The organism is Sphingomonas sp. LT1P40, assembly GCF_036663835.1.
Taxonomy (GTDB): Bacteria; Pseudomonadota; Alphaproteobacteria; order Sphingomonadales; family Sphingomonadaceae; genus Sphingomonas.
Genome location: NZ_JAXOJT010000001.1, coordinates 430,704 through 452,824 on the forward strand (window position 1 = coordinate 430,704; position 22,121 = coordinate 452,824).

Annotated in this window: 25 protein-coding genes; 20 read left to right on the forward strand and 5 right to left on the reverse strand. The window is 65.1% G+C overall.

The genetic code is table 11. From position 1 onward, the window contains the following. The first annotated feature begins 101 nt into the window (after positions 1–101). Entirely contained in the window at positions 102–1,277 is a 1,176-nt protein-coding gene (locus tag U1702_RS02100) for a deoxyguanosinetriphosphate triphosphohydrolase (protein ID WP_332721632.1), read from the forward strand. Here U1702_RS02100 and U1702_RS02105 read toward each other — a convergent pair. Then, positions 1,274–1,552 (reverse strand): hypothetical protein, encoded by a 279-nt coding sequence (locus U1702_RS02105; RefSeq protein ID WP_332721634.1) that lies wholly within the window; start codon positions 1,550–1,552, stop codon positions 1,274–1,276. The two genes, U1702_RS02100 and U1702_RS02105, sit on opposite strands and share 4 nt — an antisense overlap. Before the next feature lie 215 nt (positions 1,553–1,767). Here U1702_RS02105 and U1702_RS02110 point away from each other — a divergent pair, with 215 nt between their 5' ends. From U1702_RS02110 to tatC, 11 genes are all read left to right on the forward strand, one after another. After that, positions 1,768–3,276 carry a DUF1800 domain-containing protein gene (locus U1702_RS02110; protein WP_332721635.1) on the forward strand — a complete coding sequence of 503 codons (1,509 nt, stop codon included), beginning with the start codon at positions 1,768–1,770 and terminating at the stop codon, positions 3,274–3,276. A gap of 4 nt (positions 3,277–3,280) precedes the next feature. After that, the gene (locus U1702_RS02115) at positions 3,281–4,435 is read left to right on the forward strand and encodes a DUF1501 domain-containing protein (protein ID WP_332721637.1); all 1,155 of its coding nucleotides are present in this window, start codon (positions 3,281–3,283) and stop codon (positions 4,433–4,435) included. 84 nt (positions 4,436–4,519) lie between these two features. Beyond that, the gene (gene rarD / locus U1702_RS02120) at positions 4,520–5,443 is read left to right on the forward strand and encodes an EamA family transporter RarD (RefSeq protein WP_332721639.1); all 924 of its coding nucleotides are present in this window, start codon (positions 4,520–4,522) and stop codon (positions 5,441–5,443) included. Between the two features lie 55 nt (positions 5,444–5,498). After that, positions 5,499–7,223: an arginine--tRNA ligase gene (gene argS, locus U1702_RS02125; protein ID WP_332721641.1), complete on the forward strand. Its 1,725-nt coding sequence runs from the start codon at positions 5,499–5,501 to the stop codon at positions 7,221–7,223. Then, entirely contained in the window at positions 7,223–7,936 is a 714-nt protein-coding gene (locus U1702_RS02130; RefSeq protein WP_332721643.1) for an SPOR domain-containing protein, read from the forward strand. The genes argS and U1702_RS02130 overlap by 1 nt, the downstream gene beginning before the upstream one ends. Positions 7,937–8,238: 302 nt before the next feature. Next, a complete protein-coding gene (gene nagZ, locus U1702_RS02135) occupies positions 8,239–9,240 on the forward strand; it encodes a beta-N-acetylhexosaminidase (RefSeq protein WP_332721645.1) in 1,002 nt (333 codons plus the stop codon). Next, entirely contained in the window at positions 9,237–9,968 is a 732-nt protein-coding gene (locus U1702_RS02140) for a segregation and condensation protein A (protein ID WP_332721647.1), read from the forward strand. The genes nagZ and U1702_RS02140 overlap by 4 nt, the downstream gene beginning before the upstream one ends. Beyond that, positions 9,965–10,552: an SMC-Scp complex subunit ScpB gene (gene scpB, locus U1702_RS02145; RefSeq protein WP_332721648.1), complete on the forward strand. Its 588-nt coding sequence runs from the start codon at positions 9,965–9,967 to the stop codon at positions 10,550–10,552. Before U1702_RS02140 ends, scpB begins: the two co-directional genes overlap by 4 nt. 28 nt (positions 10,553–10,580) lie before the next feature. Continuing rightward, a complete protein-coding gene (locus U1702_RS02150; RefSeq protein ID WP_332721650.1) occupies positions 10,581–10,820 on the forward strand; it encodes a twin-arginine translocase TatA/TatE family subunit in 240 nt (79 codons plus the stop codon). 47 nt (positions 10,821–10,867) lie between these two features. Then, the gene (tatB, locus tag U1702_RS02155) at positions 10,868–11,293 is read left to right on the forward strand and encodes a Sec-independent protein translocase protein TatB (protein ID WP_332721652.1); all 426 of its coding nucleotides are present in this window, start codon (positions 10,868–10,870) and stop codon (positions 11,291–11,293) included. Continuing rightward, positions 11,287–12,069: a twin-arginine translocase subunit TatC gene (tatC, locus tag U1702_RS02160; protein ID WP_443026824.1), complete on the forward strand. Its 783-nt coding sequence runs from the start codon at positions 11,287–11,289 to the stop codon at positions 12,067–12,069. The genes tatB and tatC overlap by 7 nt, the downstream gene beginning before the upstream one ends. 12 nt (positions 12,070–12,081) lie before the next feature. On the opposite strand, the gene U1702_RS02165 is transcribed toward tatC, so the two are convergent. The 3 genes from U1702_RS02165 to U1702_RS02175 all read right to left on the reverse strand — a co-directional run bounded on the left by U1702_RS02165 (position 12,082) and on the right by U1702_RS02175 (position 14,235). Next, complete coding sequence (locus U1702_RS02165) at positions 12,082–12,216, reverse strand: entericidin A/B family lipoprotein (protein WP_332721655.1); 135 nt, start codon at positions 12,214–12,216, stop codon at positions 12,082–12,084. Positions 12,217–12,469: 253 nt separating this feature from the next. Beyond that, entirely contained in the window at positions 12,470–14,056 is a 1,587-nt protein-coding gene (locus U1702_RS02170; RefSeq protein ID WP_332721657.1) for a sensor histidine kinase, read from the reverse strand. Positions 14,057–14,067: 11 nt separating this feature from the next. After that, positions 14,068–14,235 (reverse strand): NepR family anti-sigma factor, encoded by a 168-nt coding sequence (locus U1702_RS02175; protein ID WP_332721659.1) that lies wholly within the window; start codon positions 14,233–14,235, stop codon positions 14,068–14,070. 234 nt (positions 14,236–14,469) lie between these two features. On the opposite strand from U1702_RS02175, the gene U1702_RS02180 reads away from it, so the two are divergent. The 3 genes from U1702_RS02180 to U1702_RS02190 all read left to right on the forward strand — a co-directional run bounded on the left by U1702_RS02180 (position 14,470) and on the right by U1702_RS02190 (position 16,164). Beyond that, positions 14,470–15,270 (forward strand): response regulator, encoded by an 801-nt coding sequence (locus U1702_RS02180; protein ID WP_332724539.1) that lies wholly within the window; start codon positions 14,470–14,472, stop codon positions 15,268–15,270. Between the two features lie 47 nt (positions 15,271–15,317). Next, positions 15,318–15,455 carry a hypothetical protein gene (locus U1702_RS02185; RefSeq protein WP_332721660.1) on the forward strand — a complete coding sequence of 46 codons (138 nt, stop codon included), beginning with the start codon at positions 15,318–15,320 and terminating at the stop codon, positions 15,453–15,455. Between the two features lie 79 nt (positions 15,456–15,534). Next, the gene (locus U1702_RS02190; protein ID WP_332721662.1) at positions 15,535–16,164 is read left to right on the forward strand and encodes a sigma-70 family RNA polymerase sigma factor; all 630 of its coding nucleotides are present in this window, start codon (positions 15,535–15,537) and stop codon (positions 16,162–16,164) included. A gap of 21 nt (positions 16,165–16,185) precedes the next feature. On the opposite strand, the gene U1702_RS02195 is transcribed toward U1702_RS02190, so the two are convergent. After that, positions 16,186–16,392 (reverse strand): hypothetical protein, encoded by a 207-nt coding sequence (locus tag U1702_RS02195; RefSeq protein WP_332721664.1) that lies wholly within the window; start codon positions 16,390–16,392, stop codon positions 16,186–16,188. 56 nt (positions 16,393–16,448) lie between these two features. Here U1702_RS02195 and U1702_RS02200 point away from each other — a divergent pair, with 56 nt between their 5' ends. The 5 genes from U1702_RS02200 (at position 16,449) to erpA (ending at position 22,115) form a co-directional block, all read left to right on the forward strand. Then, complete coding sequence (locus tag U1702_RS02200) at positions 16,449–19,145, forward strand: bifunctional [glutamine synthetase] adenylyltransferase/[glutamine synthetase]-adenylyl-L-tyrosine phosphorylase (RefSeq protein WP_332721666.1); 2,697 nt, start codon at positions 16,449–16,451, stop codon at positions 19,143–19,145. Next, positions 19,135–19,608, forward strand: a complete 474-nt coding sequence (locus tag U1702_RS02205) for a peroxiredoxin (protein WP_332721667.1) — start codon at positions 19,135–19,137, stop codon at positions 19,606–19,608. The genes U1702_RS02200 and U1702_RS02205 overlap by 11 nt, the downstream gene beginning before the upstream one ends. After that, positions 19,605–20,399 carry a ferritin-like domain-containing protein gene (locus U1702_RS02210; protein WP_332721669.1) on the forward strand — a complete coding sequence of 265 codons (795 nt, stop codon included), beginning with the start codon at positions 19,605–19,607 and terminating at the stop codon, positions 20,397–20,399. Before U1702_RS02205 ends, U1702_RS02210 begins: the two co-directional genes overlap by 4 nt. A 113-nt stretch (positions 20,400–20,512) precedes the next feature. Then, on the forward strand, positions 20,513–21,682 hold the full coding sequence (locus tag U1702_RS02215; protein WP_332721671.1) for a peptidoglycan DD-metalloendopeptidase family protein: 1,170 nt from the start codon (positions 20,513–20,515) through the stop codon (positions 21,680–21,682). 91 nt (positions 21,683–21,773) lie between these two features. Continuing rightward, positions 21,774–22,115, forward strand: a complete 342-nt coding sequence (gene erpA / locus U1702_RS02220) for an iron-sulfur cluster insertion protein ErpA (protein ID WP_332721672.1) — start codon at positions 21,774–21,776, stop codon at positions 22,113–22,115. Positions 22,116–22,121: the final 6 nt, after the last annotated feature.

A 22,121-nucleotide genomic window follows, 5' to 3' on the forward strand; every position in this document is an offset into this window, starting at 1 on the left:
TCAATCTCGCCGAGACCGGAGCCTGTGCGGATAGGCCCCACCCCAACCCCTCCCCTGAAGGGGAGGGGCTATTAGCGCCAAAATATCCTATGCGCTCGCGGATGCCGATTCGCTCCCTCTCTGCCCCCTACGCCAGCGACCCGGCACACAGCCGTGGCCGCCTCCACGACGAGGCCGCCACTACCGCACGCGGCCCGCGCGATGCGTTTCAGCGCGACCGCGACCGCATCGTCCATTCGATCAGTTTCCGTCGGCTGCGCCACAAGACTCAGGTGTTCATGGCCCCCGACGGCGACCATTTCCGCGTCCGCCTGACTCACAGTCTGGAGGTCGCGCAGATCGGTCGCACGGTGGCGCGCACGCTGGGGTTGAACGAGGATCTGACCGAGGCTCTCTGCCTGGCGCACGATATCGGCCATCCGCCGTTCGGGCATGCCGGCGAGGATGCGCTGAAGGCGGCATTGAGCGGCCAGGGCGGGTTCGATCATAACGGCAATACGCTTCGCGCGCTGACGGTGATCGACTGCCCCTATCCCGGCTGGGATGGGCTGAACCTGAGCTGGGAGACGCTGGAGGGACTGGCCAAGCATAATGGCCCCGTCGCCGATCCGGGCTGGGCGCTGGCGGCGGCGGATGCGGCGTTTCCGCTGGAGCTGAAAAGTCATGCATCATTGGAGGCGCAGATCGCGGCGATTGCCGACGACATCGCCTATGACAATCACGACATCGATGACGGGCTGCGCGCGGGGTTGTTGACGCTGGAGCAATTGCTCGAAGTACCGCTGGTCGCGCGCGGATGGGATGTGGTCCGCTCGCGTTGGCCCGGCGCCGAGCCAAAGCGGCTGATGCGCGAACTGGTGCGTGCGCAAATCGGGGTGATGGTCAACGACCTGCTGGGCGAGACGCAACGGCGCGTGGCCGGGGCGGGGGTGGAGCACGTGGACGATGTGCGAGCTGCGGGTCGGGCGCTGGCCGGCTTTTCTGACGCGATGCGCGAGGAGGAGCGGGCGCTCAAACGCTTCATGTACGCCAATCTCTATCACCATCCGCGCCAGATGGAGGCAGCAGATGCGGCGCACGGGATCGTCGCGGGATTGTTCGCGGCCTATTCGACCGATCCGGCGCTGATGCCGGAGGGGTGGGGCGATTGCCTGCCCCCCGACGAGCCATGGCGCAGCCGCCATATCGCCGATTTCATTGCGGGCATGACCGACCGCTACGCGATCTCACGGTATTGCGAAGCGGTCGGCCCGATCGATTTGCCCGACGGTTTTTAGTCGGCGCTGGCGGTTTGGATCGTCGGCACCAGCGGCTTCGAGATGCTGAACGCAACCGGGGTGCCCCCGACATGGCCGGTCACCTTCTTGCCGCGCACGGTGAGGGTGTAGGAAGAGCCGCTGGGCAGCGTCTTGCCGCTGATGACGGTGTTCTCGCCGACCTGCTTGCTGGTATAAACATAGGTCACACCGTCGCGCTTGAAGCTGCGCTCACCAGCATAGGCGGCGACGGGCAGGCTGAGCAGGACGGCGGCGGTGAGGAAGGTCTTGATCATGATCTGTCTCCTTTGGACTAGAACCGATCCCCTCCCTCCTTCTTCTGCCCCGATCCTATGCTGCGACGCAGCACACGCCAAACGCGAAGGATGCATGTGCGATTGCGCGCCGCACACTCGTTAAAGCGTGGCGTTTCGTCGATGAACCGTCCGGCTGGCACAGATTTGCGACAAAGCGGGTCTAGCGTGCGCACAGATGATCCAACGAGGTGGGTATGACGATCGAAGCCAGCATTGCCCTCAACCGCTTCGGACTGGGTGCCAGGCCGGGGCAGGAGCCGGACGGCAATCCGCGACGCGCGCTGCTCGATCAGCTTGGACGGTTCGATGTGCGGCCTGTATCGATCGCAGCGCTGCCGAAAACCCCTGTAATTGCCGCACAGCTTGCCGATTATCTGGCCGAGGTGCGGATGATGCGCCGCGAAAATGGCGGTCCGCGTCGCCAGCGTGCGGCGGCCATGGTTGCGCCGGAGGCGATGCGTGCGCCCGCTGATGCGACTGGCGGCGCGATGATGGCGGAGAGCGAGGCAGAGGATGACCCCGTCCGCCGTGCGCGCCAGTTCGCTCGGCAACAGGGCCGCGATTTCTATGCCGCCGCCGTGGGTGCGCGTGCGCAGGCGGCGGTGCTGACCGACACGCCGTTCGTCGAGCGGCTGGTGCATTTCTGGTCGAACCATTTTGCAGTGTCGGCGGACAAGATCACGATGGTCGGCCTGACCGGCGCGTTCGAGTTCGACGCGATCCGCCCGCATGTGCTGGGCAAGTTCCGCGACATGCTCCACGCGGTCGAGCGGCACCCGGCGATGCTGCTGTATCTGGATCAGGCGCAATCGGTGGGGCCGAACAGCCCGCTGGGTCAGGCGGCGGCACGGCGGCAGGGGCCGCAGCGGGTGGGCCTGAACGAGAATCTCGCGCGCGAGATTCTGGAGCTGCACACGCTGGGCGCGCGCACGGGTTATACGCAGGCAGACGTCACCGAATTCGCCCGCGCGATGACCGGATGGAGCGTCGCCGGGTTGGGGCGTGGCATGGGCGCGCGGATCGCTGGGACCGAGGGGGAACCAGGTGCGTTCGTGTTCGCACCGCGTATCCACGAACCCGGCAGCCGCACAATCATGAGCAAGGGCTATGGCCAGACCGGGCAGGCACAGGCCGCCGCCGTGCTCGACGATCTGGCGGTGCATCCCGCCACCGCAAAACATATCGCCACCAAGCTGGCGCGCCATTTCGCGGGCGACGAACCGCCGCCAGCGCTGGTCGCTCGGCTGGAGGCGGCCTTCCTGAAATCGGGTGGCGACTTGCCCACCATCTATCGTGCGCTGATCGAGGCACCCGAGGCGTGGGTCGCGCAACCGGTGAAGTTCAAGACGCCGTGGGAATGGTCGGTGTCGGCGATGCGCGCGCTCGGCACGCAGGAGATTCCGGCGGCGGCGGTGGTCGGGCTGATGACGCAATTGGGCCAGCCGGTGTGGCGGCCCGGATCGCCCGCCGGTTACGACGATATCGCGGCAAGCTGGGCCGGGCCGGATGCGGTGATGCGACGGGTCGAGGCAGCGGAGCGCTTTGCCGCGCGCACCCGCGAGACGATCGACGCCCGTGCGCGGGCGGCGGTGCTGTTTCCCGGTGCGCTGAGTGCCGGGACCGAACAGGCGATTGCGCGCGCCGAAAGCCCGGCACAGGGTGTCGCGCTGATGCTCGTTTCCCCCGAATTCATGCGGAGATAAGACCATGCTTACACGCCGCAATTTCGTTCTGACTGGGAGCGCTGGCGCGCTCTCGCTCGGTTTCGCCCCGCGTCTCGCCTTTGCGCAGGCCGCGACCGACCGTCGTTTCGTGTTCATCATCCAGCGCGGGGCCGCCGATGGCCTGGGCACCGTCGCCCCGGTCGGCGATCCCGCTTTTGCGGGGCAGCGCGGGGTGCTGGCACAGGATTTCGCCGGTGCGACGAAGCTGGACTCGATGTTCGCGCTGCATCCCAATCTGAAAAATGTCGCGCAACTTTATGCGGCGAAGGAGGCGCTGTTCGTCCACGCCGTCGCCTCACCCTATCGCGACCGCTCGCATTTCGACGCGCAGAACGTGCTCGAAACCGGGGGTAACGCGGCCTATCAGCTCAAGGATGGCTGGGTGAACCGCCTGCTTGGCGTGCTCCCCGACGATGCGCGCAAGGCGATTGCCGTCGCCGCGACGATCCCGATGGCGATGCGCGGGCGAGTCGAGGTGTCGTCCTATGCCCCCTCCGCGCTGCCCGATGCGTCGGACGACCTGCTGTCGCGCGTATCGATGCTCTATGCCGAGGACCCGCATCTGCACGCAATCTGGCAGCAGGCGACGGCGACGCGCACGCTGACCGGCGACCTCGCCTCCGACAATGGCCGCAACGCTGCCGCCACCGGCGCGCTCGCGGCGCGGCTGCTGGCGGCACAGAATGGTGCGCGGATCGCGATGATCGAAACCGGCGGCTGGGACACGCATGCCGCACAGCGCGGGCGGCTGGGCGGGCAGCTCAATGGCCTCGACCAGATGATCGCATCGCTCAAGACCGGGCTTGGGCCGCTATGGAGCAAGACGATGATCCTGGTCGCCACCGAGTTCGGGCGGACGGTCAAGGTCAACGGCACCGGCGGCACCGATCACGGCACCGGATCGGTCGCGATGCTGCTGGGCGGTGCGGTGCAGGGCGGGCGCGTCGTCGCCGACTGGCCGGGCCTGAGCGATGCGGCGCTATATGAGGGCCGAGACCTGAAACCAACGGCGGGGTTGGACACCGTCATCGGCAGCGCAACGGCGGCGCATTTCGGCGTCGATCCGCAGCGGGCGATGGCGGCGCTGTTCCCGGGACAGAAAACGGCGAAGGCGCTGGACGGGCTGGTTCGCGTCTGATCGTTTCACTGGCAACAGTTTCGCTTTGCAACGGGATAGCCGCGATGCTTTGACGCGGTGCAGCATCGTCCCCATCTGTGCGTCATGGCTCGTGCCGATCCCATTCCTGCTCCGCGTCTCGACCGCACCGGCCTGACTCAGGGGCTGGCGGCCTATGTGATGTGGGGCGTGCTGCCGCTGTTCTTCTGGCTGCTGACGGCGGTCGATGCAGGCGAAGTGGTGGCGATGCGAGTGCTGTGGTCGCTCGGGCTACTGGCGGTGCTGGTGATCGCGTTCCGGCGGGGTGCGGCATTGCTGGCGGCACTGCGCAACCGGCGCGCGATGCTGTTGCTGGCGGCGAGTTCGGCGCTGATCTCCGCCAACTGGCTGGTGTTCATCTGGGCGATCCAGCACCATCATGTGCTGGAGGCGAGCCTTGGCTATTTCCTTAATCCGCTGGTCAACGTCCTGCTTGGCGTGGTGCTGTTGCGCGAAAAGCTGGGCAAGCCACAGATGGCGGCGGTCGCGTTGGCCGCGATCGGCGTGACCGTGCTGGCGGTGGGGGCGGGGCAGGGCATCTGGATCAGCCTCGCTCTGGCGTTCAGTTTCGGCTTTTACGGTTTCGTCCGCAAGATCGCGCCGGTGGAGGCGCTGGAAGGGCTGACGATCGAGACCGTTATCCTCGCGCCGTTCGCCGCGCTGTACGTGTTCTGGCTGTCCGGTAATGGCGGACTGGCATTCGGCAGCGAGCACTGGATTACGGGGGTGTTGATATCATCGGGTTTCGTCACCGCGATCCCGCTGCTGCTGTTCGCCGGAGCCGCTCGACGGTTGCCCTATTCGACGCTGGGGCTGTTGCAGTATATCGCGCCGACGATGGGCTTCGTCCTTGCCATCACCTTCTTCGGCGAGTCGATGACGACCGCGCACATGATCTGCTTCGGGCTGATCTGGTCGGGCCTCGCAATCTATGTGATTGGCAATATCGTCGAGCATCGTCGTCAGGCGTCGTTTGCCGCGATCAGGTGACGAAGGCGCGTGCGTGCGCTAGAGCGCGCCGCTCTGCCAATCATCGGACCTGCCCATGACGCTCTACATCCGTTTCGCTGCCCATCTCGACGCTGCTCTGGACGCGCTGGTCGCATCCGGCGATTTGCCGTCCGGGCTGGAGCGACGCGCGGTGACGGTGGAGCCGCCGCGCGACACGACGCATGGCGACCTGGCGACCAACGCCGCGATGGTGCTGGCCAAGCCCGCGGGCACTAACCCGCGCGCGCTGGCGGAGAAGATTGCGGCCGAGCTGGAAAAGCTGGACGAAGTTTCGGCGGTGTCGGTTGCCGGCCCCGGCTTCATCAACCTGACGCTGACCGACGCGACATGGCGCGGCGAGCTTGCCGCGATCGAGACGGCGGGCGACCAGTACGGCCGCTCGACCGGTGGCGCGGGCGTCACCGTCAACATCGAGTACGTCTCCGCCAACCCGACAGGCCCCATGCACATGGGCCATTGCCGGGGGGCGGTGGTGGGCGATGCGCTGGCTAGCCTGCTGGAGGCGGTCGGGCACACCGTCATCCGCGAATATTATGTCAACGATGCGGGCGGCCAGGTCGATACGCTCGCCCGCTCCGTCCACTTGCGTTATCGCGAGGCGCTGGGCGAGACGATCGAGATTCCCGAGGGCCTGTATCCCGGCGATTATCTGGTGCCGGTCGGCGAGAAGCTGGCGGCCGAACATGGCGACAAGTTCGTCACCGCACCCGAAGCCGACTGGCTGATCCTGTTCCGCAAGGAAGCGGTGGCCGCGATGCTGGTGATGATCCGCGCCGACCTCGCGCTGCTCGGTATCCATCACGACCTGTTTTCGTCCGAGGCGGAATTGCAGGCCGCGGGCAAGCCCGAAGAGGCCGAGGCGTGGCTGCGCGAACATGATCTGGTCTATGACGGCGTACTCGAGGCGCCGAAGGGCGAGACGCCCGAGGACTGGGAGCCGGTCGAGCTCCCGCTGTTCCGCTCGTCCAAATTCGGCGACGATCAGGATCGCCCGATCAAGAAGTCGAACGGCAGCTGGACCTATTTCGGTGCCGACATGGCGTACCACTTTCAGAAGGCGCAGAATGCCGATCAACTGATCGACATCTGGGGCGCGGATCACGCGGGCACGGTCAAGCGCATCGTCGCGGCAGTCGCAGCGCTGACCGAGAGCAAGACACGCTTCGACGTGAAGCTTGTGCAGATGGTTCGCCTGCTACGCAACGGCGAGCCGGTGAAGATGTCCAAGCGCTCAGGCAATTTCGTCACGCTGGCAGATGTCGTCAGCGAGGTCGGCAAGGATGTCGTTCGCTTCACCATGCTGACGCGCAAGGCCGATGCCCAGATGGACTTCGATTTCGCCAAGGTGGTGGAGGCGTCGAAGGACAATCCCGTTTTCTATGTCCAGTACGCCCACGCCCGAGTCGCATCGCTCCATCGCCGCGCGGCGGAGGCCGGGATTGCGCCAATCGCCGCCGACCTGTCCCTGCTTGATACGGTCGAACTGGGGCTGGTGAAGCTCGCCGCGCAGTTTCCACGCGTCGTTGAGAGCGCCGCGACCAACCGCGAACCGCATCGAATCGCCTTTTATCTCTACGACTTGGCGGCAGAGTTTCACGCGTGGTGGAATATGGGCAATGACGATCCGTCGCGCCGCTTCCTGCTTGCCGACCAGCCTGAGCTGACTGCCGCGCGGCTTTTCCTCGCCGACGCGATCGGGCAGGTTATCCGCAACGGCCTCGCCATCATGGGCGTGGAGGCGGTTCAGGAGCTGAACTGATGAATGCGGGAGAGGGTTACACCGAAGAGCGGCTTCCCTGGCTGGAAACGGTCGAGGACGATTATGAGGAAGGGCCATCGGTCCTGCGCATCGTGCTGCTCGTCATTCTGGGGCTGGCGGTGATCGCGGCGGCGGTCGGCGGCTATTGGTGGTATCAGCGCAATGGCGGCGGCGAAGGCTCCGGCGCGCTCATCAACGCGCAGGAGGGTGATTACAAGGTCAAGCCCGACCGGCCCGACGGTATGAAGGTGGAGGGCGAGGGCGACACCGTTTTTGCCGCCAGCGAGGGCGCGACTACCAATGGCTCCGTCAATGTTGGCGCGATGCCGGAGGCGCCGGTGGCGGGCAAGGCTGCGCCGAAAGCGGCACCCCCACCCACGACGGGTGCAAGCCGCGTGACCGCCCCGATCCCGTCCTCCGGAGGCGTGGCAAAGGCGGCGGCTCCGACGCAGAAATCGCCCGGACCCTCGGCAGGCAGTGCCACGATCCAGCTTGGCTCATTCCCCAGCGAGGCCAGCGCGAATTCGGCCTGGGCGGGGATATCGAAGCGGTTTAATTATCTCGCCCCCTTAGGCAAATCGGTCGAGAAGGCGGAAGTCAACGGCAACACCGTCTATCGTCTGCGCGTCAACGCCGGCAGCAACGGCCAGGCGCGCGAGCTGTGCGGGCGGCTTAAGGCAGCGGGTGAGGGATGTTTCCTGGCGGGGGGCTGATCCCTTACAGCGTGACGAAATCTTCTCGTCACCCCGGGCTTGACCCGGGGTGCCGCTAATGGCGACCGCTCGAAGAAGCGGGACCCCGGGTCAAGCCCGGGGTGACGGGGTTGGGGGATGTCATCAAGTCCAAGTTCTGCGCCTTGGGGAGGATCAATCGGACTATTTCCACTGGAAATGTTGGAATTCGCCTGATCTAGTCTGCGGATGACAACGCCCTCCCGACAACCGCCTTACACACGCGTAAAAACGTCAAGTCTGTCAACCGCTCCGGTTGACACCGCTGTTACTGAAACCCCAGCATGAAGCCCGTCATCTTCGGCCTGTCCGGCCCCGAACTCACGGCGCAAGAACGCGCGTTTTTCCGTGAGGCGGAACCGCTCGGTTACATCCTGTTCGGTCGCAACTGCATGGACCGCGCGCAGATGCTGGCGCTGACCGACAGCCTGCGTGACTTGTCCGGCCGCGACGATGTACCGATCCTGATCGATCAGGAGGGCGGGCGTGTCTCCCGGATGAAGCCGCCAGAATGGCAGCCATTCCCCGCCGGGCCAGCGTTCGACGCGCTTTACGACCTTGCCCCCTCCTCGGCGATTGAGGCGGCGCGGGCGAACGGGCATGCGCTGGCGCTGATGCTGACCGAGGTCGGCGTCAACGTGAACTGCGCGCCTTTGCTTGACGTGCGTCAGGCGGAGACGACCCCGGCGGTGGGCGAACGGACGTTCGGCAGCGAACCGATGCGCGTCGCCGCGCTGGGCCGGGCGATGCTGGACGGGATGGCACGGGGCGGGGTGGTCGGCATCGTCAAGCATATGCCGGGGCATGGGCGCGGCGTGGTCGACAGCCATTATGAGCTGCCCGTCGTTACCGCCACCGACGCTGAGCTTGAGAGCGATATCGAACCCTTCCGCACGCTGCGGAACGCCCCGATGGGCATGACCTGTCACGTCGTGTTCAAGGCATGGGACGCGGACAACCCGGCAACGCTCTCGCCGACGATCATTCGCGACGTGATCCGGGGGCGGATCGGGTTCGACGGGCTGCTGATGACCGACGATATCGATATGAAGGCGCTGTCGGGCACCGCGGGCGACAAGGCGGCGGCGGCGGTCGCGGCGGGAATCGACGTCGCGCTCGATTGCTGGGCGCGGATGGACGAGATGGAGGAGATCGCGGGCAAGCTGGGCGATGCCAGTGCGGAGACGCTGGCACGGCTCGACCGCGCGATGGCGAGCGTGAAGCCGGAGGCGGCGGACATCGACACGCTGGTGGCGAAGCGTGACGCATTGCTGGCGCTGGTGTGACCGATCCCCAACCCCTCACGATCGATATCGACGGCTGGGAAGGGCCACTCGACCTGCTGCTCGCGCTGGCGCGGTCGCAAAAGGTCGATCTGCGGCAATTGTCGATCCTCGAACTGGTCGATCAGTATTTGCGCTACGTCAACGAAGCGCGCGAGCTGAAGCTTGAGGTCGCCGCCGATTATCTGGTGATGGCGGCGTGGCTGGCCTATCTCAAATCCGCGCTGCTGCTTCCGCGCGACCCTGAGGAGACACCCAGCCCCGAAGATCTGGCGCTGCGCCTGCAACTGCGCCTCGAACGGCTGAACGCGATGCGCGAGGCGGGCGCGCGGCTGGTGGCGCGCGACCGGATGGGCCGGGACGTGTTCCCGCGCGCCGCGCCGGAGGGGCTGCGGGTGGTGCGCAAGTCGCGGTGGCAGGCCGAGATTTACGACCTGATTTCCGCTTATGGCCGGATCAGCGCGCGGACCCGCCCGGTGATGCATATCGTCGCGGTGCGCCCGGTGATGACGCTGGAGGATGCGATTTCACGCATTTCGGCGATGGTGGGGGAGCGGATCGACTGGTCGACGATCGAGAGTTTTCTGCCCGCCGATGCGACCGGACTCTATCGCAAATCGACGCTGGCCTCGTCCTTCGTCGCCGCGCTGGAACTGGCGCGGCAAGGGCGCGTGGAGTTGAAGCAGAAATCGGCATTCGCGCCGCTCTATCTGAAGGCGGCACCGGCATGATCGACGAGACCATGCGCGCCGTTGAAGCCGTGCTGTTCGCCGCCGAACAACCGCTGACCGTCACCGACCTGCGCGCCTATGTCGGCGACGAGGCGGATATCGCGGCCGCATTGGCGGCGCTGCTTGAACAATATGCCGGGCGCGGCATCGAACTCGTCGAGCGTGGCGGGCGCTGGCATTTCCAGACCGCCGCCGATCTCGCCAATTTCCTGCGCCGGGACCGGGAAGACAGCCGCAAGCTGAGCCGTGCGGGGATCGAGACGCTGGCGATCATCGCTTACCACGAACCGGTGACGCGCGCGGAAATCGAGGCGATCCGGGGGGTGCAGATCAGCAAGGGAACGCTCGACGTACTGATGGAGGCAGGCTGGATCCGTCCGGCGGGGCGGCGCGAGGTGCCGGGACGCCCGCTGACCTATGCAACGACGGCCGAATTCCTCACCCATTTCGGGCTGGCGGGCCGCCGCGATCTGCCCGGAATCGACGATCTGCGCGCCGCCGGACTGCTCGATCCGGTCGATCTTGCGTTCGATGCCGTACAATCGGGCGACGCGGCGGTGGAAAGTCCCGACGAAGAGGACTAGATAGGCCCGGAATCAACGGAGAATCCCGATGGGTGGTATGAGTCTGATGCACTGGCTGATTGTCGGTGTCCTCGTGATCCTTCTTTTCGGGGGCAGCCGCTTCTCGAACATGATGGGTGATGTCGCCAAGGGCATCAAGCAGTTCAAGAAGGGCATGTCGGAGGAAGACGAGACGCCGGCCAAGCCTGCGGAAATCGAAGCCAAGCGGGTGGGCGATCCCCAGCCGCAGGCGCAGACCGAAGCGCGTCCGGCGCACGAAGAGCGTTAATCGCGACCGTCCGGCCAGCCCGGGCGGCGTCGGAGTAGCTGCACGACATGCTCGATTTCAACGCGCCTGAATTTCTGGTGGTGGCGATCGTCGCCCTGCTGGTGATCGGGCCGAAAGACCTGCCAAAGGCAATGCGCTTTATCGGCCACTGGGTCGGCAAGGCGCGCGGGGTTGCGAGCCAGTTTCGCAGCGGATTCGACAATATGGTGCGCGAAGCCGAACTGTCCGAAATGGAAAAGAAATGGGCGGAGGAGAATGAGCGCATCATGCGCGAACATCCGCCCGAGAAAATGCTGCCTGCGCCGGTCTATGATCCCAATCCGGACGGTGCGACGCCAGCTGTGGTCGATCCCGAGGACGCGCCGCCCGTGATGACGGAGCCGCCCGCGCTGAAGCCCGAACCCGCTGTTGTGGAACCGGGGGCCAAGTCCGCGCGCAAACCGCGCGCACCGCGCAAAAAGGCGGCATCGTGAGCGACGACGAACTACAGGGCACAGAGGCACCGTTGCTCGATCATCTGATCGAACTGCGTCGGCGCCTGCTCTACAGCGTGTTGTCGCTGGTCCTGACCTTTGCCGTGGCGTTTTACTTTGCCCGGCCGATTTTCGGGTTTCTGGTGCATCCGCTGGCCGAGGCAGGGCAGAACCGCCTGATCTTCACGCAGATTTTCGAGGCGTTCCTGGTCCAGATCAAGGTCGCATTCTTTGCCGCTATGATGGTGTCCTTCCCGATCATCGCCAACCAGCTGTGGCTGTTCGTGGCACCGGGACTTTACAAGAAAGAGCGTAAGGCGCTGTTGCCGTTCCTGCTGGCGACCCCGGTGCTGTTCACGATGGGCGCAGCGATGGCCTATTATTTCGCAATCCCCGTCGCACTGAACTTCCTGCTGGGACTGGAAGGCGATCTGGGCGGGGGGGTGAAGCAGGAAGCGATGCCATCGGTTGCGAACTATCTGTCGTTCGTAATGCAGTTCCTGTTCGCGTTCGGCATCTCGTTCCTGTTGCCGGTGCTGCTGATGCTGCTCGAACGAGCGGGCATCGTCACCTATGAGCAGCTCAAGGGCGCGTGGCGCTATGCAGTGGTCGCGGCGTTTGCGATCGCTGCCGTGCTGACGCCCCCAGATATCGGGTCGCAGTTGTTGCTGGCGGGGCCTTTGTGCCTGCTCTACGGCCTGTCGCTGGTGGCGATCTGGTTTACGCGCAGGCGGCGCGAAAAAACGGCGGCAGCCGAAGCCGCCGCCGGAGAATAATCCTTCAGCGAGTTACTTGGCGTCGTCGGCCGTTTTGGCGACGGTATCGCCAGCCGACGAGACGTCCTTGCCCACGCCCTGAATCGTATTGCAGCCCGACAGGGCAACCGCGCCGGCAATCAGCGCCGCAGCAAAAAACTTACGCATCGTCATTCTCCAACCGAAACTCCAAACGCTGAAATGCGCGAACGTGCAAAATCGTTCCGCGAGCGTTGCAGAAGGTAGATTGAGAGCGGTGGGAAAGAATTAGGCCCGGAAGCGTCACCGGGGGGGGGGAGGGTGGACGCTTCCGGGCCTGTATCGTGGATAGCGAGAGCGGGGGGGCAAAAAGTCACTATCCGAAGTGTAAAACGTACTTTGAGAAAATGGGTTCCAACCGAAATTCGATTTTTTCGATTTTTTATTGGGGGCCGGTAACAGCGACCGGAAGTTCAAACGCGCCCACCAGTGGATCGTGGTGGAGCTGCGAGCGAAGCTGACGCGCCAGACCCCCAATGACTCGACCGTAGCGGCGCTCATACAACTCGGCGAAGCCGGGATTGTCCGCCAACGCGGAGGAGCTGATCCGCAGCATCGCCTGATCCGATCCAGCATCCATCGCCTTCATCGAAATGCGGATCTGCGCGGTATCGCTGCAGTTGATCGCCAGCTCGACGATCTCTGTAATCAGAAACGCCACTGCAACGGCATTGTCCTGCGACACCAGCCAAGGCTCGATATCCAGAACGATGCCGATCGCGGTGTCGTCGGGCGCCGTCGCGCGGATGTTCGATGCGAGTTCACCGATGACCGGGCGAATCTCGATACCGCGCGTCTGCTCGAACCCGGCATAATGATGGCGATGGACCACCGCGAGCGCATCGACGCGCCGCTGGATCGAGGCATAGGCGGCCAGCGCCTCCGGAGACTTCGCGCCGCGTGCGTGGAAGTTGATGAGGCTGGCGATCACCTGAAGGTTATTCTTGACGCGGTGATGAACTTCACGCGTCAATTTGGTTTGGCGCGACAGTCCTTCGGCAAGGTCATGTTCGTGCAGTTGCACGGTTCGACTGAGATCGCGGAATGTGTCGCCGAGCGCGCGGATTTCCTGCGCCGGGATATCGCTGCCGGCGATCGGGTCGATTACCTCGCCGGGCTGGTAGGCACCGACCGTGGTGCGCAGGCGGCGCAGCGGACGGATCAGCAGTCGATCGACCACGAACCACGATATGCCCGCGGCGGTCAGCCACATCAGGAACGGCGCGATCGCCGCGATCACCATCGACGACGTGATCGGCGCGCTGGCCACCGCCATTTCAAGTTGAAGACCCTGCACGCCCAGATCGACCTGCTGCTCCTCGCGCCGGTCGAGCGCGCCGGTGGCGGTGAGGCTGCGCAGCACCAGCGACTGTTCCGGGCCTGACAGCGTGATGCCGTAATCGCGCGCCATCGCGCTGGGTTCGGCAGAGGCGGCGAGAAAGGCGGTGGGGAAAAAGGCGCGCGCAATATGCCCGGTCGCCCCTGCGACTTCGATCTGGGCACCGGTATCGGCGATCAGCCGCAGATCGATTGCGCCGCCCGCCACGCGTTCGCCACTGGCAGGGGGGATCGGCACGCCGCACAGCAACCGTCCGTCGGGGTCCATCATCGCATAGCGAATGCCGTTCGCAGCCTGTGGCTCGAACACGCCCGCCAGACGACCGCAATTGGGCACCGCCCCCGCGACCGCCGGCAACGCCCCGCGCAGCTCGCGCAGCTCATAGGCAAGTTCGCTGCGCAACGCGCGCGCAGCCTCGGCGATCGCAACGCGCAGCCGTCCGCGCACTTCCTGATCGGCGATGCGCGTGGTCTGGATCGAAGCGAAAAATGCGATGAGCGCGAGCGGCAGCATGGCCGCGCTGATAATCAGGAAAACCTTTGCCCCGGTCGGCATTCGCGCAACGGCGGCGAGCGGATTGCCTGAAGTGCGGCGCGTCAGGTCGTCCCCGTCAATCTGTACATCGGCCATCGGTGCATGAGCTAATCGAGCTTGCCGAGCAGGTCGAGCAGGTCATCCGGAATCTTTTCGTCGGCAGCATCCTGATAGACGCGGCGCAGCGCATCACCGATGTTCCGGTCCTTGCGCGTGCCTGTTCCGCCGCCAGTCCGCACCAGCGGCTCCTTTTTCTTCTCGTCGGCCGAACGCACTTCGTCCCCCTGATTGCCCCGGGATGGGCGGATGCACAAAAAAACCGACGACCGCAAGATGCCGGGAACACGCAGATAGCCGTGCGTTCGAGCGATGAAACCATTTTACGGCTCGATTGTTCCATAGGCGATGCGAAATCCGGGGAGGGGCTTTTCTTCGGACCCGCAGCACCACTTGCAATGCCACGACTCCGCATCCAGAACGCGGCGTCGCCGAAGGAGAATTACAAGACCATGTCGCTTGGACAGCAGCTCGCGCCCCATCTTCCTTTCCTGCGCCGTTATGGCCGGGCGCTCACCGGAAGCCAGACCGAGGGTGATCGTTATGTTCGTGCGACGCTGGAGGCGATCGTCGCTGCACCCGAAGAATTCCCGCGCGACGTAGATCCCCGACTGGGACTGTACCGCACGTTTCAGGCGATCTGGGGCTCGACTCATCTCGACGACCGGGTCGAGGATATCGATCCGCTAAGCGATAACGAAGCGATCGCCCGTGCCCGCCTCGCCCGCCTCGCGCCGCGCTCGCGCCAAGCGTTACTGCTGACCGCCATGGAGGGGTTTACGAGCGAGGACGCCGCTTATCTGCTCGAGGAATCCGCCGATTCGGTCGACAGCCTCGTCACCGATGCGCTGGGCGAAATCGACAGCCAGACGCGTGCGCGCGTGATGATTATCGAGGACGAGCCGCTGATCGCGATGGATCTGGAGACCATCGTCCGCGATCAAGGTCATGAAGTAACCGGCGTTGCCGTGACGCGCGACGAGGCGGTCGCTCTGGCGATGGAGGATCGCCCCGGCCTGGTACTGGCGGACATTCAGCTGGCCGACGACAGTTCCGGTATCGACGCGGTCAAGGATATCCTGGCGCAGTTCAACGTGCCCGTGATCTTCATCACCGCATTCCCGGAGCGGTTGTTGACCGGGGAGCGGCCCGAGCCGACCTTCCTGATTACCAAGCCGTTTCAGCGTTCGACGGTGAAGGCGGCGATCAGTCAGGCGCTGTTTTTCGATCAATCGACGGTGCCGGTGGACTGAGTTCCATTTCTTACGGAGCCAAAACGGTTTTCGCGTGTTGATGCGGGATGGTTGACTCAAACGAACCCACCCACATCAGCACCGAAGACGCCCGCGCCGGTGCGACACCCCATATGACTCGCTATATCCTTGCGATATCGCTGGTTCTTGTCATCGTCATCTTTGCGATCTTCCTGTTGCTCTGACGACAGGGGCTGGCTCCGAAAAGCCGGTTTATCTATTTGAGGCGGCATCGCGTGTGCGATGCGAGACGAACGGAATCGAATGACCGACAGTGAGCAGGATGCTGAAGATGCAGCACCGATCGAGCATGTTGCGCTCTCCGACCCGGAGTTCAAGCAACAGCTTGCGGTCGTAATTCCGCATCTGCGCGCGTTCGGCAGATCGCTGTCAGGCAACCGCGACACCGCCGACGATCTGGTACAGGAAACGCTGATGAAGGCGTGGGCGGCGCGCCAGCGGTTTCAGGCTGGCACCAACATGCGGGCTTGGACCTTCATCATCCTGCGCAATTTGTATCTGAGCCAGATGCGTCGTGCGCGCTTCAAGGGCGAATGGGATGATTTGGTTGCCGACCGGTTGCTCGCGGCTCCGGCAAGTCAGGATCGTCATGTCGAACTCGCCGATATGCAGCGTGCGCTGATGCACCTGCCGCAACCGCAGCGCGAGGCACTGATCCTCGTCGGTGCCGGCGGCTTTGCCTATGAGGAAGCGGCCGAGATTTGCGGCGTCGCGGTCGGCACGATCAAGAGTCGCGTCGCGCGCGGTCGTGTCGCGCTGGAGGCGTTGATGAACGGCGGCACCCTGCCATCGCGCCATGATTCTGAAAGCGACGGTCGCAGTGCGCTCGATACGATCATGGCCGAAGTCGAGGATTTAAGCCGCGAGCGCTGACCGCTTCGCCGCTTTGTCTCGTCAATTGTCCTGCAAACTGCGCACGTTCAACTGGCGGAGTAGCGACGCCATATCGTCCGGGATCCCCAGATCGCGCTCATAGGCGTCGCGCAACACCACCCCGACCGCGTCGCAAGTACGTGGCGTTGAAACGCGATAGCCGGTATTGGCACTGTCGGCGTTCGACGAGGGTGCATTGCGGATCATGAAGAGCAGAACGTACAACATTCAAATTCGTTGCTTGACAAATTCTGACAAGGTAGGTCGGCCGAAACGAAACCTTGATGGACGTTAATTCCAGCGCCTTACAGGACGCAGTTGAGCGGGCGCGAGATCATGCGCCGTTCCTTGCCCATCTGTTGGAACGCGAACCCGGACTGGTCGCGGAACTGCCGGATGCGATTGCCGATCCGGTTGCTGCGTCGCGGATCGACGACCCAGCGATGCCGGTCGCGCGGCGGCTTCGGCTCGAACGGCGCCGGCTCGCGCTGATTACCGCGATCGGCGATTTGAGCGGACAACTGGACTTCCGCGCGACGACGCGGGCCTTGTCCGAATTTGCCGATTATGCGCTCGACGCCGCGATCCGCGCCGCGCTGATCGAACGCGTGCCCGGATGCACGCCGATGGGTCTGGCCGCGATCGCGCTGGGCAAACAGGGCAGCAGCGAGCTGAACTACTCGTCGGACATCGACCCGATCCTGATCTTCGACCCCGCGACGATGCCGCATCGTGAGCGCGAGGAGGTCGCGGAGGCTGCGGTGCGGGTCGGGCGGCGCGTCGTCGAACTGCTGCAGGCGCGCGATGGCGACGGCTATGTGTTGCGTATCGACTTGCGGCTGCGCCCGTCGCCCGAAGTCACCCCGATCGTGCTGCCGGTCGAGGCGGCGATCTCATACTATGAATCGCAGGCGCTGCCATGGGAGCGGGCGGCGTTTATCCGCGCGCGGGCGGCGGCGGGCGACACCGTGCTGGGGCAGCAGTTTCTCGACACGATCCGGCCGTTCATCTGGCGGCGTGCGCTGGATTACGGGACGATACGCGAGATTCGCGGCATCTCGCGCCGCATTCGGGAGCATCACGCCCAGGGGCAGGCGTTCGGACCGGGCTTCGACCTGAAGCGCGGGCGCGGCGGGATTCGCGAGATCGAGTTTTTTGCGCAGATCCATCAGCTGATCCATGGCGGGCGCGACCCCTCGCTGCGCGCACCCGCGACGCTCGATGCGCTGGCCGCGCTGGCTGCGGCGGGGTGGATCGACGCGGCCGACGCGGCGGCCTTGTCCGAGGCCTATATCCTGCTGCGCACGATCGAGCACCGCGTGCAGATGATCGACGACCGCCAGACGCATGCCTTGCCGCATGGCGAGGCATTGGATCGCGTGGCGCGGCTGCACGGGCTGGCCGATGGTGCGGCGTTGCTGGCGTTGCTGGCACCGCATGTCGAACGGGTGGGGCGGGTCTATGATTCGCTGGAAGCTGAGGATGCGGCCCCGGTCTCGGCGAACGAAACCGGTGTCGAGCGTGCGCTGGATGCGGCGGGGTTCGAGGATGCGGTGGGGGCGGCGCGGTTGATCGAGGGGTGGCGGTCGGCGCGCTATCCGGCGTTGCGCAGTGCGCCCGCCCGCGCCGCGCTGGAGGCGGTGTTGCCGCCATTGATCGCGGCGATGGGCGAAGCGCCCGATCCGGGCCGCGCGCTGGCGCGGCTGGACACGATCCTGTCGCGGCTGCCGAGCGCGCTGAACCTGTTCAATTTGCTGGAGGCGCGACCGGCGCTGGCGCGGCTGGTGAGCACGATCCTGTGCCATGCACCGACGCTGGCGGAGGCGCTGGCGCGGCGGGTCGAGCTGATCGACGGGCTGATCGATGCGACCGCGTTGGAGCCGGTGGGCGATGTCGCCACGCTGGCCGCGTCGATGCGCGCGCGCGAGGCGGGGGACGATTATCAGCGGCTGCTGGATCATGTGCGAAAGGTGGTGGGCGAAAAGCGTTTTGCCTTGGGCGCGCAAATCGTCGCGGGGGCGAGCGATCCGTTGCAGGTATCCGCCGGTTATTCGCGCGTGGCGGAGGCGGCGATCGAAGTCCTGGCACAGGCGGCGATCGACGAATTCCGGATGCGGCACGGCGTCGTGCCGGACAGCGAGCTGGTGATGCTGGCGCTCGGCCGGTTCGGCGGCGGCGCGCTGACGCATGCGTCCGATCTCGACCTGATCTTCCTGTTCACCGGCGATTATCAGGCGGAATCGGATGGCGAGAAGCCGCTGGGAGCGGTGACCTATTACAACCGGCTGGCACAGCGCGTGGTGGCCGCGCTGTCGGTCGCCACGGCGGCGGGGCCGCTGTACGAAGTCGATACGCGATTGCGCCCGTCAGGGGCACAAGGGCCGCTGGTCGTGTCGCTCGACGGTTTCGCCAAATATCAGCGCGAGGATGCCTGGACGTGGGAGCATATGGCGCTGACCCGCGCCCGGCCGGTGTTCGGGTCGGCGGACGGGCGGGTGGCGGTACAGGCAGTCGTTGATGCAGTGTTGGCAGGGGATCGGCCAGCGCGCGATATCGCCGCCGATGCGCGAAGCATGCGCGACGAGATGGCGGCGCATAAGCCACCAAAGGGGCCGCTGGACGCCAAATTGCTGCCCGGCGGGCTCGTCGATCTGGAATTTGCGGTCCATACCACGCAGCTGGTTAACCGCACCGGGTTCGACGCCGATCTGCGGCGCGCGATCGAGGCACTTGCGGGGGCGGGGCTGGTGCCGCTCGCGCTGGCGCAGGCGCATGATTTCCTGACGCGGATGCTGGTGACATTGCGACTGGTCGCGCCCGATGCAGAACCGCCGACGCCCGCGACCCAGCCCGTGGTCGCGCATGCGGTGGGAGAGGCGGATTGGGATGGCGTGGTTGTGTCGCTCGACCGGCACCGGCAGGAGGTGACCAAGGTCTGGACCGCAGTGGCGGGGATGCAAGGAGTGAAAGATGGCGATTGAGGAAGGCGACAAGATTCCCGCAGTGGAGCTGATCGACCAGACCGGCGAGACCTTCACGCTGAACGAGCGCACGGGTGCGCCGTTCGTGCTGTATTTCTACCCCAAGGACGACACCGCCGGCTGCACGCGCGAGGCGCAGGATTTCAGCGCGTTCAAGCCGCAATTCGAGGCGGCGGGCGCGGCGGTGCTGGGGGTTTCGCGTGACGGCACGATCAAGCACCAGAAGTTCGTGAACAAATACGACCTGACCGTGCAGCTGGCGACCGATCCTGACGGCAAGGCGCTGGAGGCATTCGGAACCTGGGTCGAAAAGACGCTGTACGGCAAGAAATATATGGGCATCGACCGCTCGACCTTCCTGTTCGACGCGGACGGGCGGCTGGTGCGGGCATGGCGCAAGGTGCGGGTGCCGGGGCACGTCGTCGAGGTACTGGAGGCGGTCAAGGAACTGCGCGCGGCGTGACGCAATCGGTGGCGGACGCGGTGCGTTCGGTGTTGGAGACGGCGCATCCGGCGGCGAAGGTGGGGATTGCGCGACGGGTCGCGCGCGACTGGCGACTGGGTCGGCTGGACCATCGCTTCGATGTGGCGATGCCCGATCAGCCCGCCGCGCCGGATCTGCCCGAGCTGGTGTCGCCGGGCAAGCTGGCCAAACGCGGGGCCGGGTCGGAACGCGGGCGAATCGCGCTGATCCATGCGCTCGCGCATATCGAATTCGTCGCCATCGATCTGGCGTTCGACATGGCCGGACGGTTCGGCGGACAGTTTCCGCGTGCGTTCACCGACGACTGGCTGAAGGTCGGCGCGGACGAGGCGATGCATTTTGCCTTGCTTGACCGGCGCTTGCGGCAACTGGGCAGTTTTTACGGCGCGATGCCCGCGCATGGCGGACTGTGGGAAGCAGCGGCGGGGACTGCCCATGATGCGGCGGCACGGCTGGCGGTAGTGCCGATGGTGCTGGAGGCGCGCGGGCTGGACGTGACACCGGTGACCATTGAGCGGTTCGAGGCGGCGGGCGATGTGGCCACGGGGCGCATTCTCCGACGCATCCTGAACGATGAAATCATCCATGTCGCAGCGGGAACGCGCTGGTTCGAATCATCCTGCGCCGCAAAGCGAATCAATCCGGAAACCGAGTGGAAGGCGCTGATCGCTCGTCACTTTCACGGGTCGATTAAGCCGCCATTCAACGACTCGGCGCGTGCGACAGCCGGTTTAACGCGCGGTTACTATGAAAGCCTTGCGGCCAGCTGAACCGGCGGTTCTAACGATTCCTGTCAGGAGCGGAGGGGCTGCACCTGATCTGTGAACGTTTAACGAAGGCGCGCGCCGGGGTTCCGGCATGTGTCTGTGGTTGCCGGGGACTCATGGTCAGCACTGCTCTTAACGCGAACATTGCGACGCGGTTCCGCAATTTCTTTACGACGCGCGATTTCATCTTTCATGATGGCCGGGACCTGAAACGTTTCAGCGTCGCCGGACGCACCCAGGCGATCCTCGCCGGCGTCGCCGTCGTCACCGTGACCTTTTCCGCCTATGGCGTGTCGCAGGCCGCATTCGGCGCGATCATGGCCAGCGGCGTCGCCGGGACCGAAGTCACCCCCGAAGCGCGCATGCAGAAAATGCAGGCTGAAGTCGCACAGATGGAAGCCGATATCGCCGCCGTGAAGCAGGCCGCCCTGCATCACGCCGCCCGCGTCGAGCAGCGCCAGAAGATCATCGCCGGCGTGATGACCGGCAAGGGTTCGCCCGCGGATATCGGCGCGCCGGTCCCGGTTCAGGCCAATAGCGACAGCGCGATGGCGCGCGACGTGCTGGCCCCGTTGCAGAAGGTCGAAGCAAATCAGGCAAAATTGGCGGCCAAGGCACAGCGTACCGCACAGCTGCGCATCAGCCTGACGACGAAGCATCTGCGCAGCCTGGGCATCAAGCCCGAGCGTTATGTCGCGGGCGGTATGGGTGGCCCGTTCGAGGCCGCACCCGCCGGTGCGGCGGCGGTGGAGCAGGGTGCCGACGCGCAGTTCCGCTCGCTGTTCCAGACGTGGCAAAAGCTCGACGTGCTCGAACAGACGGTGATTGCGATCCCGTCGATGCAGCCGGTCGATAACATCAAGCTGACCAGCAGCTTCGGGGTGCGCTCCGATCCGTTCCACGGCACCGCGGCAATGCATGCCGGCGTCGATATTCCCGGCCCGATCGGCACGCCAATCTATGCCACCGCCGATGGCGTCGTGGGTCGCTCGGGTCGCTTTGGCGGCTATGGCAACCTCATCACCGTCAATCACGGCAAGGGCATCGAGACTCGTTACGGCCATCTGTCGAAGATTCTGGTCGCCGGAAACACGCGCGTGCGTCGTGGCCAGCTGATCGGCCTGATGGGTTCGACTGGCCGTTCGACCGGCAGCCACCTTCATTACGAGGTCCGCGTCGATGGCGCGGCGGTGAACCCGATGCCGTTCATGCAGAATGCCAGCGTGCTCGACCAGATTCAGGAGCGCGGCGCGCGCATCCAGCTGACTGCCGCTACTGGCAACTGATTTCGAGATACAGGAGAGAAGAAGGGCCGCCCGGCATGTTCGGGTGGCCCTTTCTGTTGCGGCTGACGCTGAGCTTCCCTATCTGCGATGGATGGCCACTGTCCTTTCCCCAGACATCATCCTGACGCCCTCCGCCGCCGCGCGCGTCGGTGCGATCGCGGCGAAGCAGGGCAAGCCTGCGATCCTGCGCCTGTCGGTCGAGGGCGGGGGCTGTTCGGGGTTTCAGTACAAGTTCGAGCTGGGCGATGCGGCTGAAGGCGACGATCTGATGGTCGAGACCGATGGCGTGCGGCTGGTGGTCGATTCGGTCAGCCTCGATCTGGTACGTGGCGCCAGCGTCGATTTCGTCGAGTCGCTGGGTGGCGCGGCGTTTCGCGTGACAAATCCGCAGGCGGCTTCGGGCTGTGGCTGCGGCACCAGTTTCTCGGTCTGACCTGCT

Bases quoted from the DNA above. Each gene is read 5' to 3' on its own strand.
- scpB (WP_332721648.1), top strand. From the start codon at position 9,965: ATGATCGACGAGACCATGCGCGCCGTTGAAGCCGTGCTGTTCGCCGCC.
- U1702_RS02110 (WP_332721635.1), top strand. From the start codon at position 1,768: ATGACGATCGAAGCCAGCATTGCCCTCAACCGCTTCGGACTGGGTGCC.
- U1702_RS02190 (WP_332721662.1), top strand. From the start codon at position 15,535: ATGACCGACAGTGAGCAGGATGCTGAAGATGCAGCACCGATCGAGCAT.
- U1702_RS02180 (WP_332724539.1), top strand. From the start codon at position 14,470: ATGTCGCTTGGACAGCAGCTCGCGCCCCATCTTCCTTTCCTGCGCCGT.
- U1702_RS02205 (WP_332721667.1), top strand. From the start codon at position 19,135: ATGGCGATTGAGGAAGGCGACAAGATTCCCGCAGTGGAGCTGATCGAC.
- argS (WP_332721641.1), top strand. From the start codon at position 5,499: ATGACGCTCTACATCCGTTTCGCTGCCCATCTCGACGCTGCTCTGGAC.
- U1702_RS02185 (WP_332721660.1), top strand. From the start codon at position 15,318: ATGGTTGACTCAAACGAACCCACCCACATCAGCACCGAAGACGCCCGC.
- tatB (WP_332721652.1), top strand. From the start codon at position 10,868: ATGCTCGATTTCAACGCGCCTGAATTTCTGGTGGTGGCGATCGTCGCC.
- U1702_RS02195 (WP_332721664.1), bottom strand. From the start codon at position 16,392: ATGTTGTACGTTCTGCTCTTCATGATCCGCAATGCACCCTCGTCGAAC.
- U1702_RS02200 (WP_332721666.1), top strand. From the start codon at position 16,449: ATGGACGTTAATTCCAGCGCCTTACAGGACGCAGTTGAGCGGGCGCGA.
- U1702_RS02150 (WP_332721650.1), top strand. From the start codon at position 10,581: ATGGGTGGTATGAGTCTGATGCACTGGCTGATTGTCGGTGTCCTCGTG.
- U1702_RS02105 (WP_332721634.1), bottom strand. From the start codon at position 1,552: ATGATCAAGACCTTCCTCACCGCCGCCGTCCTGCTCAGCCTGCCCGTC.
- U1702_RS02215 (WP_332721671.1), top strand. From the start codon at position 20,513: ATGGTCAGCACTGCTCTTAACGCGAACATTGCGACGCGGTTCCGCAAT.
- U1702_RS02100 (WP_332721632.1), top strand. From the start codon at position 102: ATGCCGATTCGCTCCCTCTCTGCCCCCTACGCCAGCGACCCGGCACAC.
- erpA (WP_332721672.1), top strand. From the start codon at position 21,774: ATGGCCACTGTCCTTTCCCCAGACATCATCCTGACGCCCTCCGCCGCC.
- U1702_RS02165 (WP_332721655.1), bottom strand. From the start codon at position 12,216: ATGCGTAAGTTTTTTGCTGCGGCGCTGATTGCCGGCGCGGTTGCCCTG.
- rarD (WP_332721639.1), top strand. From the start codon at position 4,520: ATGGCTCGTGCCGATCCCATTCCTGCTCCGCGTCTCGACCGCACCGGC.
- U1702_RS02170 (WP_332721657.1), bottom strand. From the start codon at position 14,056: ATGGCCGATGTACAGATTGACGGGGACGACCTGACGCGCCGCACTTCA.
- U1702_RS02115 (WP_332721637.1), top strand. From the start codon at position 3,281: ATGCTTACACGCCGCAATTTCGTTCTGACTGGGAGCGCTGGCGCGCTC.
- U1702_RS02130 (WP_332721643.1), top strand. From the start codon at position 7,223: ATGAATGCGGGAGAGGGTTACACCGAAGAGCGGCTTCCCTGGCTGGAA.
- nagZ (WP_332721645.1), top strand. From the start codon at position 8,239: ATGAAGCCCGTCATCTTCGGCCTGTCCGGCCCCGAACTCACGGCGCAA.